General features: G+C 44.9%; 13 protein-coding genes, 1 tRNA gene and 1 other RNA gene. 6 read left to right on the top strand and 9 right to left on the bottom strand.

Annotated elements, in window-relative coordinates; genetic code table 11:
- Nucleotides 1-183 precede the first annotated feature (183 nt).
- Both ACTNDQ_RS01660 and ACTNDQ_RS01655 read right to left on the bottom strand, forming a co-directional pair.
- Nucleotides 184-2,088: an EAL domain-containing protein gene (locus ACTNDQ_RS01660; protein ID WP_441063410.1), complete on the bottom strand. Its 1,905-nt coding sequence runs from the start codon at nucleotides 2,086-2,088 to the stop codon at nucleotides 184-186.
- Nucleotides 2,075-3,754, bottom strand: coding sequence for a GGDEF domain-containing protein (locus ACTNDQ_RS01655; protein WP_441063408.1), 1,680 nt, complete (start codon nucleotides 3,752-3,754; stop codon nucleotides 2,075-2,077). Before ACTNDQ_RS01655 ends, ACTNDQ_RS01660 begins: the two co-directional genes overlap by 14 nt.
- Nucleotides 3,755-3,967: 213 nt before the next feature.
- Between ACTNDQ_RS01655 and ACTNDQ_RS01650 the strand changes: the two genes are divergently transcribed.
- Together ACTNDQ_RS01650 and ACTNDQ_RS01645 are read left to right on the top strand one after the other, a co-directional pair.
- Nucleotides 3,968-4,039, top strand: a tRNA-Glu gene (locus ACTNDQ_RS01650).
- 225 nt (nucleotides 4,040-4,264) lie between these two features.
- Complete coding sequence (locus tag ACTNDQ_RS01645; RefSeq protein WP_441063406.1) at nucleotides 4,265-5,428, top strand: ComEC/Rec2 family competence protein; 1,164 nt, start codon at nucleotides 4,265-4,267, stop codon at nucleotides 5,426-5,428.
- Between the two features lie 127 nt (nucleotides 5,429-5,555).
- Here ACTNDQ_RS01645 and ACTNDQ_RS01640 read toward each other — a convergent pair whose 3' ends face one another.
- The 5 genes from ACTNDQ_RS01640 to ACTNDQ_RS01620 are packed head-to-tail and all read right to left on the bottom strand — an operon-like array spanning nucleotide 5,556 to nucleotide 13,063.
- A complete protein-coding gene (locus ACTNDQ_RS01640) occupies nucleotides 5,556-7,709 on the bottom strand; it encodes an RNA degradosome polyphosphate kinase (protein WP_278796509.1) in 2,154 nt (717 codons plus the stop codon).
- Between the two features lie 16 nt (nucleotides 7,710-7,725).
- Nucleotides 7,726-9,261, bottom strand: a complete 1,536-nt coding sequence (locus tag ACTNDQ_RS01635) for a Ppx/GppA phosphatase family protein (protein ID WP_161209011.1) — start codon at nucleotides 9,259-9,261, stop codon at nucleotides 7,726-7,728.
- A gap of 34 nt (nucleotides 9,262-9,295) precedes the next feature.
- Nucleotides 9,296-10,612: an ATP-binding protein gene (locus ACTNDQ_RS01630; protein WP_044960616.1), complete on the bottom strand. Its 1,317-nt coding sequence runs from the start codon at nucleotides 10,610-10,612 to the stop codon at nucleotides 9,296-9,298.
- 25 nt (nucleotides 10,613-10,637) lie between these two features.
- On the bottom strand, nucleotides 10,638-11,768 hold the full coding sequence (gene pheA / locus ACTNDQ_RS01625; RefSeq protein WP_021650329.1) for a prephenate dehydratase: 1,131 nt from the start codon (nucleotides 11,766-11,768) through the stop codon (nucleotides 10,638-10,640).
- A complete protein-coding gene (locus ACTNDQ_RS01620) occupies nucleotides 11,765-13,063 on the bottom strand; it encodes a bifunctional folylpolyglutamate synthase/dihydrofolate synthase (protein WP_279201468.1) in 1,299 nt (432 codons plus the stop codon). The genes pheA and ACTNDQ_RS01620 overlap by 4 nt, the downstream gene beginning before the upstream one ends.
- A gap of 253 nt (nucleotides 13,064-13,316) precedes the next feature.
- Here ACTNDQ_RS01620 and ACTNDQ_RS01615 point away from each other — a divergent pair, with 253 nt between their 5' ends.
- The 4 genes from ACTNDQ_RS01615 to ACTNDQ_RS01600 all read left to right on the top strand — a co-directional run bounded on the left by ACTNDQ_RS01615 (nucleotide 13,317) and on the right by ACTNDQ_RS01600 (nucleotide 16,302).
- Nucleotides 13,317-13,718, top strand: coding sequence for a putative ABC transporter permease (locus tag ACTNDQ_RS01615; RefSeq protein WP_022426606.1), 402 nt, complete (start codon nucleotides 13,317-13,319; stop codon nucleotides 13,716-13,718).
- Between the two features lie 69 nt (nucleotides 13,719-13,787).
- Nucleotides 13,788-14,711, top strand: coding sequence for an aspartate carbamoyltransferase (pyrB, locus tag ACTNDQ_RS01610; RefSeq protein ID WP_270614067.1), 924 nt, complete (start codon nucleotides 13,788-13,790; stop codon nucleotides 14,709-14,711).
- A complete protein-coding gene (locus ACTNDQ_RS01605) occupies nucleotides 14,705-15,142 on the top strand; it encodes an aspartate carbamoyltransferase regulatory subunit (RefSeq protein ID WP_015525765.1) in 438 nt (145 codons plus the stop codon). Before pyrB ends, ACTNDQ_RS01605 begins: the two co-directional genes overlap by 7 nt.
- A gap of 569 nt (nucleotides 15,143-15,711) precedes the next feature.
- Nucleotides 15,712-16,302, top strand: a complete 591-nt coding sequence (locus ACTNDQ_RS01600; protein WP_279201471.1) for a hypothetical protein — start codon at nucleotides 15,712-15,714, stop codon at nucleotides 16,300-16,302.
- 89 nt (nucleotides 16,303-16,391) lie between these two features.
- Here ACTNDQ_RS01600 and rnpB read toward each other — a convergent pair.
- Together rnpB and ACTNDQ_RS01590 are read right to left on the bottom strand one after the other, a co-directional pair.
- Nucleotides 16,392-16,742, bottom strand: an RNA gene (gene rnpB, locus ACTNDQ_RS01595) — RNase P RNA component class A.
- 68 nt (nucleotides 16,743-16,810) lie between these two features.
- Nucleotides 16,811-18,184 (bottom strand): sodium-dependent transporter, encoded by a 1,374-nt coding sequence (locus ACTNDQ_RS01590; protein WP_279201473.1) that lies wholly within the window; start codon nucleotides 18,182-18,184, stop codon nucleotides 16,811-16,813.
- Between the last annotated feature and the right edge of the window lie 390 nt (nucleotides 18,185-18,574).

The following is an 18,574-nucleotide window of genomic DNA, read 5'->3' as shown; positions in this document are numbered from 1 at the left end:
CAAAAGATATGCGTGGCAGTTCAAGAAACCGGTCTTCCGAAAAATCGCTTTCTTCAGCCGCCACAGCCTATCTATTCTATCAAAAGTATCTGTAAACTTCAAGCAATTTGTGTCTGTCTGAATACAACAGGCGGAAAACCCTGCTTTTTATAAAAGCATGTTTTCCGCCTGTTTCTGATCATTTCAGGAAATTTTTTCCAGAAGCTTCTCCTCGCACAGGGGCCTGGAAAAATAATATCCCTGTATCATATCCACACCCCATTTTTCCAGAAGTTTTACCTCCTTTTCGGTCTCAGCGCCTTCTGCGATCACCTTATATCCCATATGCTGCAGGATCATGACAATGCTGCGATAAAAGGTAGCCGTCTGAGGATCGCTGCTGACCCCGGACAAAAGAGAACGGTCCATTTTTACTGCTGAAAACGGAATGCGAAGAACTGCGTTCAGATTTGCATAACCGGAACCAAAATCATCCAGGCACATGTGGATTCCCACTTCTGCAAAATCATCAATGGCTGTGCAGAAGCTTTCGCTGTATTCGGTTGCCACGTTTTCCGTGATCTCAAACTGAAAATATCCCGGATCCAATCCATACCCCTGTATGATCCCGATAAGCACATGGCTGTATCCGGGTTTCATCAATTCAGAAGGAGAAAGATTGAATTTCACATTCCGGATCTTCTTCATGATATATTCATGCTCTTTTATAAAACGGCAGACCTTGTGAAGCTGAAGGCATCCCACCGCAGAGATCATTCCCTGTTTTTCCGCGATCCCGATAAACACATCCGGCGGGATCATTCCCAGAACAGGATGTTTCAGCCGGCTCAGTGCCTCCAGAGTAACAAAATCCTCGTTTTTTATGGAATATACCGGCTGATAATATACCTCGAACAGATCCTCTTTCACAGCCTTCTGAAGAAAATGCTCCACTTCCTGCTCATAGCGGAAGCCCTCCAGGATCTTGCTGTCCGACTGGATCAGGACCGTATCCTGACGGTTCTGTATCAGAGAGATCATATATTCAATATAAGAAAGAATACTATCCTCTTTTTCCAGTTTTTCCGCATTCATGATCCCGCAGATCGCAGCATGGAACGACACCTTTTCGTTTTCGATAAAAAACGGCTTTTTCAGAAATTCTTCTATGCCGTCTCTGGCTTTTTCATAATCTGTCAGCGAGTCCAGCACTGCCAGAAAGCAATTGCCTGTGATACGAAAGATCTGCACTGAATCCGTGATCTCCCGAAATCCCTTTGCCGCCCGGATCAGCAGCTGATCTCCCACTCTGGTACCGTAGATCCGGTTGATCTGCTTCATATTGCGGGCATCCACAGCAAGCAGATGAAAGCTTTCTTTTCGATAGAGCTTTTCTCCGATCCATTTGTCAAAATACTGTTTGTCAAATAAACCTGTCATACTGTCCGTATATTCACCTGGATTGTTCATAGTAAGATAGATCAGCCAAAGTCCTACAGAAAGTCCGAAGCCGGTAAGCAGTATTCTTTCCGCGGCAATCTGGAGAAACAGGCAGGCTGCTTCGATAAACCAAAATCTCCATATGGTACGCCGTATTTCTTTTTCTGCTGTTTTTCCATAAAGTAACATAAATGCAACGATCACCAGCATAAAAAAGAATACATATCCATAGAGCAGAAAATGAAAACTTCCCCGGATAAATCTACCTTCCTGGTCAAAATAAAAAAGCCATCCCGTCCGTAAGTTTGCTGTAACTGCCAGCAGCATTGCAGCCGGCAGGACCACCCAGCCGGTTTTCAGCCATTTATACTTCTCCTTCTGTCTTCCGGTGATGATCCGAATGTAGCAGAAAAGCCCGTAGGTAAGTATGACATCACAGAAATAATAGAGCGTCAGGACCAGCGCTGACATTCTGCAGCCTTCGCTGCTGCCGCCTCCCGCGATCACCGCACTCAGCATATCCAGCAGCACGTAAACACCGCTGAAAGCCAGAGAACATACAAAATTCCTGTTTTCCGCATTGTTCAGTCTTTTATGAGAAAAATAATGTATCGCGATCATCGTCACCAGGACAAGGGATGTGATCTGAAAACAGTTAATATACTCCATTTTTCAAATCCTCCTTCTTTTTGTTCTCATAAAGCTTCCTGTCTGCCTCATATTTCCATTCTCCTATGGATTTCAGAGAACCATCCTTATTCCGCAGATGGCTGCATCCCAGAGATAACGAAAAACGATGTCTGCATCCTCTCCCGATATTCCGTAGCTCTTCTTTCAGGCGTTCCGGCCAGAATTCATCCGGTACTTCCGGATCATAGACCAGAACCGCAAATTCATCCCCGCCGATGCGGTAGCAGGTTCCTTTTTCCTGGAAAACGTTCTCCACACATCTGGCCGAGATCACCACCATCTCGTCTCCTGCAGCCCGTCCGTATTCTTCGTTGATCACGCGAAGCTGATCGATATCGATATACATAAGAAGGATATCCCGGTATCTGCCCATATCTGCGGAAATACTTTCCAATTTTTTCTCAAAATTGGCTCTCGTCTCAAGTCCTGTCATCCCATCTTCTCTGGACAGTCGTTCGTAAGCCTGGGATTCCAGACGGTAACGGACGTTGTCTGCCATCATCATGACTGCGTCTGCAATGACCAGCACAAGAAACACAAGATTTCCCAATTCAAAAATGGATCCATAGTAGGAAATCTCGAACAGCCAGTACAGGATCAGCGCTATGATACCGCTTGTTCCCACGATGATATATGCAATGAGAAGCAGATGTATCTCACGCTGTTTATGCTTCCGGTACTCCCGGATCAGAAGTACCGCTGATATCAGGACCCACACAAACAGCAGGATATGTGTTACAAACAGCATATCCTTAAATTCAAAGGCTCCCAGGATCACCAGAACTCCCTGTAAAACAGCATTCAGATAAAATGTAAAGATTCCAAGATCCAGGAGCCTGTATTTTTTCATGTTTCCGATATTCTGCAAAAAACGCAGCATCGGAACTGCCATCAGCATGAACATATAAAAAGAAATGAGACATAATGCTTCGGGGCATCTGCTGTAGCTTTGTGCCAGTGATGAGTCCGTCACCAGCCAGATACTGCACATCATAAGGAACAGTGCCACATCCCGGAACCGTCTGTCCGGCATCTGCCTTATTCTCATATAGATGCAGATGCACAGGGCGATCATACTTAATACGATCATGATCGTTGCTGCCCCTAAAGGAATGGCTGCTTTTCTGATCTGATACCAGGCTATTGCACTTCCGGTTCCTATGCATACCGGCTCTATAACATATTTTCCTCTCTGAGGCGCAGAATAGCTGAACGTCAGGACTTTTCCCTCTGTGTCATTACCCAGAGCGGCGATGCACTGCACCTTGGAACGCATCTGCACATTTTTGGAAAACATGGCCTCCTTATATTCATACAGGATCTTTCCATTCAGGCGTATCACCAGATCGTACTGGGCTCCTGTAGAAACCACGGTCATTCCTCTGCTTTCCGCTCCCAGACTTTCATTGTACAGGATCAGCTTTTCACCTGTTTTTGCCGGAATTTCCGCAGGCAGGGTGATCTCCTGTTTTTTTCCGTCTTTTATGTAGTACCATCCTTTGTTAAGAAGCTGTACACTGTCCTGATTCTGGATCAGCCCCCCTGTGTGGATTGCCGCAAAGATCGCGCCAAAAACCAGCAGCACCACAACAAAAAGAAAGGATTCTCCCTTCCATATCAAATTTTTCTTTTTTCTGTAATCCATACTCTTCCTCTTTATATTTTTTTATTCCATTTCGTTTTGTATCTATCATATCATCAATCGATTTTTCCGTCAAAAAAATTGTCAAAAAACAGGGTGAAAATTTTTTTCAAAAAAAGAAAAAAAGTGCTTGCATTTTGTAAGAAAGTATTATATACTAACGAAGTCGGTTGCGGGAAACAACAGAAATCAAGAGCAAACGACACAAATGAATATGGCCAGTTGGTCAAGGGGTTAAGACGCCGCCCTCTCACGGCGGAAACACGGGTTCGATTCCCGTACTGGCTATCAACTGAAAGCAGTTAGGATTTTTATTCTGACTGCTTTTTTGTGATTGTTATACTTCACTTTTTCCTGTTATCGCTTTCAAACTTTGCTCTGAACATTGCATATAAAAATTTCGTTCTTCCTGTTTATCTGTTTTCTGTATTTTCACATATATTATTTTGCATTTCTTTCTCTTCTGTTTTATAATTTCCCCTGAAAATACTTAAGATAAGGGGGTGACTTCTCATGCATCACAAACGTTCTTTTCGCAGAAAGCTGCAGACATTTTTTCTTTCTCTGCTGCTTGTTCTGCTAACAGTCGCAGGAGTTCCCTCTGCTGCTTACACAGCCGAGGCTGCTTCTGCTGACACAACAATGGCTGTACACTTTCTGGATGTAGGGCAGGGGCTTTCGATCCTGGTCCAGTCACAGGGGCAGAATCTCCTGTATGACGGCGGTGACCGAGGACATTCCAGTTTCGTGGTTTCCTATCTGCAGAAACAGAATATTTCCATCATTGACTATATGATCTCCTCCCATTATGACGAGGACCATGTGGCTGGTCTTGTAGGATGCCTGGACAGCTTTTCCGTAAAAAATGTGATCGGTGCAGATTATGTACAGGATACAAAGATCTATCAATCTTTTGAAAACAGTGTTGCCGCTCAGGGATTAACTGTGCAGCATCCGGAGCCCGGAACGGATTTTACTTTCGGAGGCGGGAAATTTACGGTGCTTTCTCCTCAATCGATCAGCAGCAACGATAACGACAATTCTGTTGCGATCCGGCTGGAAAACGGAAATAACCATTTTCTTTTTACCGGGGATGCAGAATCTGCCGGGGAGGAAGCGATCTGTGATCTGGGACTTGATCTTTCCTGCGATGTGATCGTTCCGGGACATCACGGTTCTGCCACTGCCACCACCTGGGATCTGCTCCAGAAGACTGTTCCGGAATATGCAGTGATCAGCTGCGGCGCCGGTAATTCCTACGGACATCCTCATAAGGATACCATGGATAAGCTTGCGGATATGGGAATACAGGTATTTCGTACTGATGAGCAGGGTACGGTGATCGCAGTCAGCGACGGAAGCAATATCCAGTGGAACCAGAGTCCCTGTAATGATTATTCTGCTGGAGATGAATCGGATACCGGCACACAGCCTTCCTCCGCTTATAAGGATTCCGGTGCGTCCGGCTATGGATCTTCTGATTCGGCTGCTGCAGATCCTCAGACCGGAGTGCAGGCCGATCCGGAGCCAGTGGGTGATATGGTCTGGATCTCCGCTACCGGAAGCAAGTACCACCGGATCCCTAACTGCGGAAATATGAATCCGGATAATGCCACAGAAATGACACGCTCCCAGGCCGAAGCTGCAGGGTATAAAGCCTGCAAGAAGTGTTATTAGAAACGTCCGCATGCTGTCAGGTTTTCTGAATATCATACAGTATTGACGTAATATGGATAATCTTTGAGAACATTATTTAAGGACAGCTGTATCATAAATTGATATGACAGGCTGTCCTTTTCTTTTACTATTTTATAATATCCTCCGCCGGTTCAGCCGGTACGAAAACTCTCTTCTTTTCTTTTTTCTCCTTTTTTGCTGCCTTGGCCCGCTCGGTAGCCTCCCTGCAGAATTCCATCTGGGAATTTATCAGCGTTTTGCCACGTTTGTCCTGCTTCTCATACAAACCGGAGGGCTGCAGGATATGTGCTTTTACATTGTCACGGAATTCCAGATCCAGCACATGCATGATCTCTTCCTTGATCCGCTCATCTTCCACAGGGAAAACAATCTCCACACGACGGTCAAGGTTACGTGGCATCCAGTCCGCACTTCCCATATAGATTTCATCGGAACCGCCATTGCGGAAATAGAAAATACGGCTGTGCTCCAGGAAATTACCAACGATCGAACGCACGTGGATATTTTCGCTGATACCCGGAATGCCCACCTTCAGGCAGCAGATGCCGCGGATCAGAAGATCGATCCTGACCCCACAGGAAGAAGCATAATACAGCGCTGCAATGATCTCAGGGTCGCACAGAGAATTCATCTTTGCCGCAATGTGAGCCTCTTCTCCCTTTTTCGCATGCTCCGCTTCTCTTTCGATCATTTTTACAAAACGGTCCTTCATCCAGATCGGTGCAACGATCAGGCGATTCCAGCGCTTCGGCTCGGAATATCCGGAAAGCATGTTGAACACAGCAGTTGCATCCTCTCCAAACCGTTCATCACAGGTAAATATACCACAGTCTGTATAAAGCTTGGCTGTGGAATCGTTATAGTTTCCGGTTGCCAGATGCACATATCTGCGGATCCCGTTTTCTTCTCTTCTCACAACAAGAGTGATCTTACTGTGTGTTTTCAGGCCCACCAGACCATAGATCACATGACAGCCTGCCTTTTCCAGCATTTTTGCCCAGACGATATTGTTTTCCTCATCAAAACGCGCTTTCAGCTCTACAAGAACAGAAACCTGCTTGCCGTTTTCTGCGGCTTGAGCAAGTGCCGCGATGATGGGTGAATTGCCGCTGACGCGATACAGGGTCTGCTTGATTGCCAGTACATCCGGGTCCTTTGCCGCCTGACGCACGAAATTCACCACCGGATCAAAGCTCATATACGGATGATGCAGGAACACATCACCCTCCCTGATCACCTGAAAAATATCTTTATCATTCTGAAATGCAGGCACTGCTGCCGGTTTGTATTTCGGTTCCTTGAACTGATCGTATCCGTCAATACCATAAACCTTCATCAGCATGGTCAGATCCAGCGGTCCGTTGATAAAAAAGATATCATCTCCATGAACCTGAAACTCCATTTTCAGAATATCCAGAAGCCGCGGATCCATCTTATCTTCCACTTCCAGGCGGATCACCTCTCCCCACTGGCGTTTTTTCAGCTGTTTCTGGATCTCAACCAGAAGATCCTCTGCCTCATCCTCGTCAATAGGAAGATCCGCATTACGCATGATCCTGTACGGATGGGCACAGATCACATCATAGCTTAAGAACAGCTTGTCGATGTTGCGCTCAATGATCTGTTCCAGAAGTGTTACGGTTGTATGGTCTTTTTTCTCAGATGGAATGATCACTACTCTCGGAAGTACAGAAGGCACCTGTACAGTGGCAAAATCAATCTCTTCTTTTCCTTTTTTGGTATCTTTTTTGGAAAGAAGTGCTCCGATATTCAACGTTTTATTACGGATCAGAGGAAACGGTCTGGAAGAATCCATTGCCATTGGTGTCAGGACCGGATATACATTGTCTTCAAAATACTGATCCACAAATTCTTTCTGCTTCTCGGAAAATGCCTCGTGCTCAAAGATCACATGAAGTCCTGCTTTTTCAAGCGCAGGGACCAGAGACCGGTTTAATGTACTGTACTGTACGTGAACAAGATCATGTGTCTGCCGACTGATGGCTTTCAGCTGTTCCTTGGCTGTCATTCCTGCAATATCTGTTTTTTTGTACCCTGCATGAACCTGATCCTTCAGGGATGCAACACGGACCATATAAAATTCATCCAGATTGGATGAGGTGATACTCAAAAATTTCAGTCTCTCAAACAGAGGTAGATTTTTGTCTCTGGCTTCACTGAGCACACGATCATCAAATTTGATCCAGCTCAGCTCTCTGTTTACAAAATATTCCGGTTTGTCAAATTCCTTAAATTTCATACAAAAACCTCCTCCGTTATCTTCTTCCCTTCCGTCTCATTACAAGCCGGATTCCAAACACCTCTTCAAAAAATTCCTTTTTATCTTTCAGAAGCCCCAGTTCCAGAGAAACATCCCTTGCGGAATCCACCACCAGGTAAAGAATCCTGTCTTTTAAGGTTACATTAAGCGCTTTTACCTTCTGGTAATGGCTTCTGTCCATAGCATTGGCCAGGCGGAGAATCGCGGTCAGCTTCGCAGTCAGGAGATAATTTTCCCTACTCATGGATGTTTCACGGTTGATCTCTTTGTAGCAGCCGAATTCTCTGGTATTGTACCTCACCGCACTAGCGATCACCTGCCGCTCCTCTGTGGAAAGACCTATGATCTCCGTAGCCATGATGATCCGGTAAGAGCATTCTGCCACCTCACTCATACTGATATATTTTCCGCAGTCATGAAGAAGAACTGCGATCTGCAGAAGAAGCCGTTCACGTTTTCCCATGCCGTGGATCTTCCTTGTGCTGTCAAAAATATCCAGTGCCACATCGGTAGTTCCTGCAATGTGGTTCTTTCCGCTGGAATACCTTTTGGCAATGTTCCTGGATGCCACCAGGATATCATTTTCAAAATTATGTACACTTTTCAGATATTTGTTTTTTTCCGCATGGTCATAGGCAATCCCGTCCAGAAGAGAAACACCCGGAATCCAGAGTGCTTCTGCCTGAAAGATTTCTATAAAGTTTCGGATGATAACCATGTTCGGCACGATCAGAGACGCATATTCCGGTTCCAACTCCATGGATTCGGCAAGGTCATGATCGGACATGTTTACAATGGTCTCGTATTTCTTCAGGAATTCCTCCTTTGTGATGATATTCTCTCCGGATCTGTCCTGAAAGATCGTATCTGTGAGAAAATCTCCCATCAGGATCAGATTGGAGATTTCCTTGTCCTTAAGATAAAGACGTTGAAAGCTTATCAGATCATTTCGGATAAATTCCTCTATCAGCCGGTCATAATGTGGAGTTGTTTTCTCCAGTTCTTTCAGACGTTCGCGGATACGAAGACTTCCCATACGGATACTCTGGGTCAGCACCAGAGCATCTTTATCAAAGAGAGAGATCTGCAGATTTCCTCCTCCGATATCCAGGATCGCCGTCCCCTTCTGAATAGCCTTTTTGAAGCCGGATTCAATGGCAGCAATGGATTTATATCCCAGAAAATGCTGTTCCGCATTACTCAGGATCTCTACCCGGATACCGGTTCTCTGATAGATCTGCTCCAGAATGATCACCGGATTTTCCAGCTCACGGAGAGAGCTTGTTGCACACGCACGCCAGCTTTCTACCCCAAATTCAGCCATCATGCGTTTAAAATCATTAAGGGTCTCGCAGAGCTCATCCACAGTCTCCATCTCTAGCCGTCCTGCAGCATAAGTTCCACGGCCCAGCTCCAGCTGGTAACGGACATCATTGATCTCCCGGAAGCCGATCCGCTTTGACATTTCAAAGATCTTCATACTGACTTCATAGGAGCCTATATCAATTGCTGCAAAGGTTGTCACCGCCATAGTTTTTCATCCTTTCCCCCAATACACAGGTAAACTATTTCTTTTTTTCTTCCTCTGTTCCCACAATGTAATCGATAAACTGCTGCGCTGCACGTCCGGTCAGTCCGCCGTGAGAGATCTCCCACTGGTTGGCTTTCAGAAGAAGCTCCTCCTCCGGCATGGTAACTCCATAACGGGCTGCCAGTGTGCGGACGATCTCCTGGAACTGTTTTTTGTCCGGTTTGCCAAAGTAGATACGGACGCCAAAGCGATATACCAGGGAAAGCTTCTCCTGCACGGTATCGGAGGAATGCAGATCATTGTCATCTGCGATCTCCAGCTTGTCTGTGGCACGCTCACGGACAAGATTACGCCGGTTACTTGTGGCATAGATCAGGACATTGTCCGGTTTTTTCTCAAGACCGCCCTCGATCACTGCTTTCAGGTATTTATATTCAATCTCAAATTCCTCAAAGGAAAGATCATCCATATAAATGATAAAACGATAGTTACGGTTTTTGATCTGGGCGATAACTTCATTAAGATCCTGGAACTGATGCTTATAGGCCTCAATGATACGAAGTCCCTGATCATAATACTGGTTCAGGATTCCCTTGATACTGGAAGATTTACCGGTTCCCGCATCACCAAAGAGCAGACAGTTGTTCGCCTTTCTCCCCTGTACAAATGCCTCTGTATTATCAATGAGCTTTTTCTTGGCGATCTCATATCCTACCAGATCATCGATCTTCACATGTGCGATCCTTGTGATAGGCTGGATCTCCACCTTTCCCTCCTCATCGTGGCCGATACGGAATGCCTTATGGAGACCAAGCTTGCCAACACCGAAATCTTTATAGAAGGATACCATATCATCCATAAATTCTTCGGTTGTGGTGGCTGCTGCCAGGGTTTTGCTCATCTGACAGATACGGTCACGGATCCTGGTATTAAAGAGCTTGCTGTTCTCATCCGGTGTCTGGTAATCACAGATCACCCTGCAGCATACAGTTCCGAACACTTTATCAAAGACCGTGATGTCAAAATCATACAATTCCTTGAAAATCTGGAAATCATTTTTTGCCAGGTCGTTAATGCTGCCCTTGATCGCTCCTCGTATCTCGCTTGCCATACTGAAAGCGTTCTCATGATTTACCAGAAGGAAGGTAAGATATGTATGCCAGATATTTCCGGAAAAACCGTACATTCCTGCCAGCTCCACCAGCCCGTTGACACTTTTGAAAAACTGGTCTTCTCTTGCCTTGAGTGCTTCTTCATCTGCTTCATAAAGATTAATAAGTTCTGTCATATCGTCCAGTATCTCACCGTTTGAAAATCCACGGTAAAGGATACATTCCTGAATTCTTGCCAACATAATAATTTAACTCCTCTGTATCTTAATAATTTCCAAGAACACGGAGAACATTCGCCTCCGCCTCGATTCCTCTTAACGCATTCTCCACAGCGCTTTCGCCAAGTTTCCCTGTGAAATCCACGAAAAAACGGTATTCCCAGGATTTTCCCGGAATCGGACGGGATTCAATTTTGGTCATGTTCAGTCCGTTGTAGATAATATGGGAAAGCATGTTGTAAAGAGTTCCGCTTTCATGAGGCAGCTCAAAACAGATGCTGATCTTCCCGGCCTTTTCCTCGTATTCCGGTTTCCTGCTTACAATAATAAAACGTGTAGAGTTTGCTTTTTCTCTGCAGATATTTTCTGCAAGGACCTTCAGACCGAATACCTCACCAGCCTCACGGCTTGCGATAGCTGCCACGCCTTTGTCCCCCACCTCACTGACCTTTTTGGCCGCGCCTGCGGTGTTTTCCACTTCCTTCTTTTTCCAGGAAGGGTTTTCCTCCAGAAATGCCTTGCACTGGGCAAGCCCCTGAGGATGAGAGCAGACTTCCCTGATATCCCCTATCTGTGCATCCGGCATGCCCAGAAGCACATGATCCACACGGATGATCTGCTCGCCTACGATATACAGCTTGTACTCCATAAGAAGGTCATAGATATCAGCCACGATACCTGCAGTAGAATTCTCAATAGGAAGTACCGCATAATCGGCCTTGCCATGGGTTACATCTTCCATAGCTGTCCTCCATGTTTTTACATGGTAGCTTTCGATATTTTTCCCAAAGTACTGCCGCATAGCCGCATAGCTGTAGGCTCCCTCTACACCCTGAAACACAACCGTTGCGTTTTCAAGGGGAACATGCTTCACAGTTGTGAAATTGCGCTCTCCGTAAATCCCATGCTCTGTCAACAGCTGGTACTGTCTCTTACGGCTGATGGCCATGATCTGACGGAAAAGCTCCTGCACGCCGAGGCTGTTAAAGTCCCCGTGGGCCTTGTTTTTCAGCGTATGGATCTTCTGACTCTCACGTGCCGGATCCAGTACCTGCTTACCGGTTTTTATTTTATATTCAGCGACTTCCTCACTCACCTTCATTCGTTTTTCAAAGAGACGTACGATCTCACTGTCGATCTCATCGATCTCGTCTCTGTATCTTTCCAAATCCGTCATTGGTTTCCTCCGTTATGTTTCCTGATAATTTCTGTAAGATCCCCCAAGAACGCCAGGGAACCAAAAGCAATGATCACATCCTCTTTTCCTGCCAGCTGATAGGCCTCTGCCACTGCGGCTTCGATGTTGTCAAAGGGCCTTACATCAGAATGAAATTCCCGCACCGCATCTGCCAGCTCCTGCGGGGTCAGAGCCCTGGGGTTATCCGGTGCCGCAATCGTCAGGATGGTATCTGCGTATTTTTCTGTTTTCCGGATAACCTTGCGGTAATCCTTGTCACGGAACATTCCCATGATGTAGATGATCCTTTTTCCCTTAAAATACCGTTCAATGGATGCAGCCAGCATGTCTGCCGCTGCAGGGTTATGAGCTCCATCAACCACAAAATCCGGTTCTGTCCCGAGAAGTGCAAATCTTCCCGGCCAGGTGGTACGTTTCAATCCATCCTGTCTCTGGACCAGTGTTGTGGGATATCCCTGTTCATTCAGGATTTCCAGTGCTCGGAGCGCTGCCACCGCATTTTCCTTCTGATAGGCACCTGCCAGGGATATTGTATATTTTTCTCCTTTATAAAGAAAGGTCTGGCCGGTTATGGATGCTTCCAGTACCTCTGCGCTGTCCCGGTCTGCTACCTCGTATGGCACATTCTGTTCTGAGCATATTCTTCGTATGACCGCCTCTGCCTCTGGCTGCTGCTTTACAGTTACCATATGACTGTTCGGTTTAATGATGCCGGCCTTTTTTTCTGCTATCTCGCCCAGGGTATTTCCAAGAAATGCCGTATGATCCATACTGATGGATACCAGAATGGAAAGAACTGTAGTACTTATAATGTTGGTGGCATCCAGATCACCGCCCATACCAACTTCCATTAATACCAGATCGCATTTCTCATCCCGAAAATAAAGAAATGCGGCTGCAGTTTCAATTTCAAATACTGACGGATGCGGTTTTCCCTCTTTTACGATCTCATCGATCACCTCCGCGATCCTTGTCACATATGCTGCAAATTTCTCTCTGCTGACAGGTTCTCCGTTAACCTCCATCCTCTCTCTGTAGGAATAGACCGCCGGGGAAATATATCTTCCGACCCGGTAACCTGCACCTGATAAAGCGGAATACAGATATGCGATCACAGAACCCTTTCCGTTAGTTCCCGCTACATGAACATACTTCAGTTCATCCTGGGGATCTCCAAGCCGCCTCATCAGTTCTCTCATATTTTCCAGTCCCAGAACAATTCCCTTTTTCAATTCCGCAGCTCTGATGTAGGCACGACTTTCTTCATAATTCATCGTCTGTTTTCTCCTTCCGCATGTGTTGATGATCCATTACTGCTTTTTCACTTTGCAGTAATAATTTTGTTCATTATAACCCACGTGTATATTTTTTTCAAGGCAGGGAAGGCTATTAAAGACGCTTTTCCACGTTAAATATATTTAAAGTCCAGGCGGATATTCGCAGCCCCGCAGGGGACTTTCTTAATTCAGTTAAACTGACATTTTTCCGGAAAACGCAGGATTTCTGCTGATGAGAAGGAGCTTTAAAATGCAAAAGAAGGATTTTTTTCTGTGCGGTTTTACAGGCTGGTGTCTGGAGATCTTATGGACAGGACTGCACTCTCTTGTCACCGGACATTTTACTATGATGGGCAAAACCTCTCTTCTGATGTTCCCTGTTTACGGACTTGCAGCACTGATCCGTCCGGCTTACTACAAGCTTGCCCGCTTTCCAGTTATGGTACGGGGGATCATTTACAGCTGCGGGATTTTTTTCGTGGAATTTTTAAGCGGATCTTTTTTTCAGAAGCTTCACATCTGTCCCTGGGATTATTCTCATGTTCCGCTTCAGTATAAAGGAGTGATCCGGCTGGACTATGCTCCTCTGTGGTTTTTTACCGGTCTCTTTTTCGAATGGCTCCTTCGACAAAATCCTCGGAAAGTCTCTTGAAAATCTCACAGTTATATTATATGATAACTGGAAGGAATCTTATTTCCAGTAAATAATTGGAGGTACAACATGAGACATTTAATGAGTCCATTGGATTTCTCGGTTGAAGAGCTTGATAAGCTTCTGAATCTCGCCGACGACATCGGGAAAAATCCAAAAAAGTATGCACATACCTGTGATGATAAAAGGCTTGCGACATTGTTTTACGAACCAAGTACACGTACACGTTTAAGTTTCGAAGCAGCCATGATGAATCTTGGAGGAAAGGTTCTCGGTTTTTCTTCTGCTGATTCCAGCTCCGCATCCAAAGGCGAAAGCGTTGCCGATACTATTCGCGTTGTTTCCTGTTATGCAGATATCTGTGCTATGCGTCATCCGAAAGAGGGTGCTCCGCTTGTAGCTTCTATGTCATCCAATATTCCGGTGATCAATGCCGGTGATGGCGGCCACCAGCATCCTACCCAGACATTAACCGATCTTTTAACTATCCGCTCCCTGAAGGGCAGACTTGACAATATTACCATCGGCCTCTGCGGTGACCTGAAATTCGGCCGTACCGTTCACTCTCTGATCGAGGCTCTGGTCCGTTATGAAAATGTGAAATTTGTTCTGATCTCTCCGGAGGAGCTTCGTATTCCAAGCTATATCCGTGAGGATGTTCTGAAACGCAACAATGTCGAGTTTGTCGAGGAGGAACGTCTGGAGGATGCACTTCCGGATCTGGATATCCTGTACATGACCCGTGTTCAGAAGGAACGTTTCTTCAACGAAGAGGATTATGTCCGCATGAAAGATTTCTATGTTCTGGACAAACAGAAAATGGAGCTTGCACCGAAGGATATGTATATCCTCCACCCACTCCCACGTGTTAACGAGATTTCTGTTGAAGTGGACTCTGATCCACGTGCCGCTTATTTCAAACAGGCCCAGTATGGTGTGTATGTCCGTATGGCCCTGATTCTTACATTACTGGAGGTGGAACTGCCATGTTAAACGTAGGTGCTCTTCGTGAGGGTTATGTTCTGGATCATATCAAAGCCGGCAAGGCAATGACGATCTATCATGACCTGAAGCTGGATAAGCTGGACTGTACGGTTGCTATCATCAAAAATGCCCGCAGCCAGAAAATGGGAAAAAAGGATATCATCAAGGTTGAATGCCCCATCGAGGATCTGGATCTGGATATCCTTGGTTTTATCGATCATAATATTACCGTAAATATCATCAAGGACGAAAAGATCGTTGCAAAGAAAGAGCTGAAGCTGCCGAAGCAGGTTGTGAACGTGATCAAATGCAAGAATCCTCGCTGCATTACTTCCATCGAGCAGGGACTGGATCAGATTTTTGTTCTTGCAGATGAAGAGAATGAGGTTTACCGGTGTAAGTATTGCGAGGAGAAATATAGAGGTAAACGGAATAAATAGAGTTCATATGAGCATTATTAACAAACGGACGCGTCCGGTCCCCACTTCGATTTTGGCTGTTTCGGAGCCTAGTAATACTAAGCCTGCGAAAGACTGCTAAAAACATTTTCCAAAATCATGAACTCGCTCCTGACGTCGCTCAGACAGCATGATTTTGAAAAATAACGCAGTCTCCCGCAGACCAAGTATTACTACGGCTCCTGCAAAGGCCTGACTATCGATGCGGGGACCGGGCGCTGTGTTTTCATAGATTTTGAAATGGTGGGTTCCTGCTCATTGCTCCTCTGTTTTTTTATTGTTGACTTTTTGTGTTAGATATTTTATTCTTTTAGAAACAGATTTGCATTTCCGGAAAGGATTGTCTGTATTACATTTTTTAGTTTTTCTATTTTTATTCTTATTATAATCTACCGATTCTGGTATTTTTTCATTTTATCAAGTTTACATACACATAGCTGTTACGCAAAGGAAAATGTATTGTCTGTTTTTATTTTTTCTGTTTTTATTTTTTCTGTTATATTGTAATCAGACAATTTCTTTCTGATTTCCTTTTGCAGGAAGGATTTTTTATGACACATTATCAGTATGGCGTTTCTATCACCACATACGTTCTTTATCCGGGAAATATCCGAAATCCGGTCACTTCATTTACTGAAGGAATAAATACTTATCGTATTATTCCGATCATAATGAAGAATCACAATGCAGATAGGCTGATTGAAACGCTGAAAGAGAAATTTTCCTCTGAAGACATTCTTACAAAGGCTGATCTCGTTCCATTAACACTTATCCCTCTGATGGATGGTCAACTTTCTCAAAAGGAACGGTTCCTTCAGGCATTCTCTCTTACCGGAAATACAAAAGATATTCCATCGGAAGATCTGCAGAAAATCGAGGCGATGCTCTATACTATGGCAGATAAGTTTCTTGAAAATGATGATTTTGAACATGTAAAGGAGTGTATTCGTATGACACGTTTGGGTCAGATGCTGTTTAATGATGGTTTTAATGATGGTTTCAACAATGGTTCCCAGAAAAAGCAGCTTGAAATTGCCAGAAATCTGATAGGAAAACTCAGTGATACTTCTATCGCTGAAACTACCGGTTTGTCTTTGGATGTGATTTTGGAGCTGAAAAAAGATAAAACTATGAAACTATAAAAAGCTGTCATTCTTTATCAAAAAAGCAACTGATATTTCACAGATCAGATCTGCAAAATACAGTTGCTTTTATTATGTGCTTATTATCATACACAGTCAGACCGATAAGCCGGGTTATGTCGTTGGGTGATCATCTATCTAGGCCTTCCGTTGCCAGAAGGCTCCAGCGACCTACCTGAAAGCACGACGGGCCGCCGTATGGCTTTCTTCTCGGTCTTGCTTCGAATGGAGTTTACATGTGCCCGCTCTGTTACCACAGCGGCGGTAGTCTCTTACACTGCCTTTCCACCCTTACCCCGCAAAACGGGGCGGTTTATTTCTGTTGCACTGGTCTGGGAGTTACCTCCACCGGACGTTATCCGGCATCCTGCCCTGTGAAGCCCGGACTTTCCTCGTCTGAACCCTTTCGTCTGTCCAGCCGCGATCACCTGGCCTGGCTGCGCACCTGCTATTTTAACACAGGTGTATAGACTTGTAAAGTTGGAATTTTCTTGGTCTCCTATGTCTTTTACATGGAAATCCATCCAAATGCATTTGCCACAGAACTGAAAAGAATGATTGCCGCAAAGATTGGGCAAAGATACTGGATCATAAAATTAAAGATTCTTTTTCTGCGGAAAGTACCACCTTCCTGCAGTACTTCCTCTTCAATCTTCTTTGTACCAACTACTCTGGATATCAGAAGACAGGTAGCAATCGCTGCGATCGGCATCATGACAGAGTTCGTCAGGAAATCAAAGAAATCAAGGAACTGCATTCCAATGATCTTAACACACGCCAGAGTACCATAGCCAAGAGAAGAAAGACTTCCGAGAACAACCATGATAATTCCGACAAATACTGTCGCCTTCTTGCGCCCCCATTTCAGTTCATCCTGAAAAGTAGATACTGCACTCTCAGTCAGTGCAATAGAACTGGTCAGAGCTGCACAGAGAACCAGTATAAAAAACAGGATTCCAACCAGAGTTCCAAATCCCATGCTTGCGAATACCTTCGGAATCGTAATAAACATCAGTGCCGGTCCCGCCTGTAACGTATCCGGATCTCCACCGGAAAATGCAAACACTGCCGGAATGATCATCAGACCTGCCATCATCGCGATCGCTGTGTCAAAAATTTCTACATTTTGTGTAGAACCTTCAATAGATACATCCTTTTTCATATAGGAACCAAAAGTTACCAGAATACCCATCGCGATCGACAAAGAATAAAACATCTGTCCCATTGCCGCAACCACTGTCATCCAGGAGAAGTGTTTGATATTTGGTATCAGAAAATATTTCACACCTTCCAGTGCTCCTGGCCTCGTTACCGAATAAATGACAATGACCACAGACAAGAATACCAGTATCGGCATCATTAATTTGGAAACTCGTTCCACGCCATTCTGCACACCTGCATAAATGATCACTAGCGTAAGCAGTGTAAAAAACAGGAAACAGGTTTCTGTAGAAAATCCATCCGCTATAAAAGCAGAAAAATATCCGTCTTCGGCAAGAGTCTGACTACCTCCCTTTACATATTCCACCAGGTATTTAATTACCCAGCCACCGATCACGGAATAATACGGCACGATCAGAACCGGTATGATCGCATTGATCCAACCGCCCAAAGACAGCCACTTTGATTTACCAAAAGTTCCAAACGCACCTACCGGACTTTTCTTTGTCATACGTCCCAGAGCTGTCTCTGCCACGATCATAGAATATCCGAAGGTCAATGCCAGAATGATATAGATCAGTAAAAAAATTCCACCGCCGTACTTTGCCGCCAGATAAGGGAATCTCCATATATTCCCAAGCCCTACCGAAGCACCAGCTGCAGACAGTACAAATCCAATCTTCCCGGAAAATGTACTTCTCTCATGTTTATGTTTCTCCATAATTCTTCCTTTCCCGTCACATTTTTCATATTCTTTCTTTATGTCTTCTCAATTTCCGCTCATATGATAATACCATGCTTTTATCCCTTAGGCAAACAATATATAAAAAATACAGAGCCTATATTTCATGAATTACTGTTCACTCCATTCTCAGTAACACGCTTCGCGATGCACAGAATTTATGCTAATCACATAAATTCGCGCAGTATGGCTCGGGTTTTCTGTGACCTTCGCTCACAAAAAACACCTCGCGGAATATTACCAGTAAACAGTAATTTTCCTGTTCTGCATCCCACAACCATACTCTCCACACATTTTATGTTTTTCCTACCAGCTGGATGCACCAGCCTGGGGGAGAGGATATCGGTTTGGGCTGCTGCGGAGGAAGGG

The organism is Blautia massiliensis (ex Liu et al. 2021), assembly GCF_052064225.1.
In the GTDB taxonomy this organism is placed as follows: Bacteria; Bacillota; Clostridia; order Lachnospirales; family Lachnospiraceae; genus Blautia_A; species Blautia_A fusiformis.
This window is presented reverse-complemented; position numbering and strand designations above follow the sequence as displayed.

Bases quoted from the DNA above. Each gene is read 5' to 3' on its own strand.
- ACTNDQ_RS01635 (WP_161209011.1), bottom strand. From the start codon at position 9,261: ATGGCGGTGACAACCTTTGCAGCAATTGATATAGGCTCCTATGAAGTC.
- ACTNDQ_RS01590 (WP_279201473.1), bottom strand. From the start codon at position 18,184: ATGGAGAAACATAAACATGAGAGAAGTACATTTTCCGGGAAGATTGGA.
- ACTNDQ_RS01655 (WP_441063408.1), bottom strand. From the start codon at position 3,754: ATGGATTACAGAAAAAAGAAAAATTTGATATGGAAGGGAGAATCCTTT.
- ACTNDQ_RS01600 (WP_279201471.1), top strand. From the start codon at position 15,712: ATGACACATTATCAGTATGGCGTTTCTATCACCACATACGTTCTTTAT.
- ACTNDQ_RS01615 (WP_022426606.1), top strand. From the start codon at position 13,317: ATGCAAAAGAAGGATTTTTTTCTGTGCGGTTTTACAGGCTGGTGTCTG.
- pyrB (WP_270614067.1), top strand. From the start codon at position 13,788: ATGAGACATTTAATGAGTCCATTGGATTTCTCGGTTGAAGAGCTTGAT.
- ACTNDQ_RS01645 (WP_441063406.1), top strand. From the start codon at position 4,265: ATGCATCACAAACGTTCTTTTCGCAGAAAGCTGCAGACATTTTTTCTT.
- ACTNDQ_RS01605 (WP_015525765.1), top strand. From the start codon at position 14,705: ATGTTAAACGTAGGTGCTCTTCGTGAGGGTTATGTTCTGGATCATATC.
- ACTNDQ_RS01660 (WP_441063410.1), bottom strand. From the start codon at position 2,088: ATGGAGTATATTAACTGTTTTCAGATCACATCCCTTGTCCTGGTGACG.
- pheA (WP_021650329.1), bottom strand. From the start codon at position 11,768: ATGACGGATTTGGAAAGATACAGAGACGAGATCGATGAGATCGACAGT.
- ACTNDQ_RS01620 (WP_279201468.1), bottom strand. From the start codon at position 13,063: ATGAATTATGAAGAAAGTCGTGCCTACATCAGAGCTGCGGAATTGAAA.
- ACTNDQ_RS01640 (WP_278796509.1), bottom strand. From the start codon at position 7,709: ATGAAATTTAAGGAATTTGACAAACCGGAATATTTTGTAAACAGAGAG.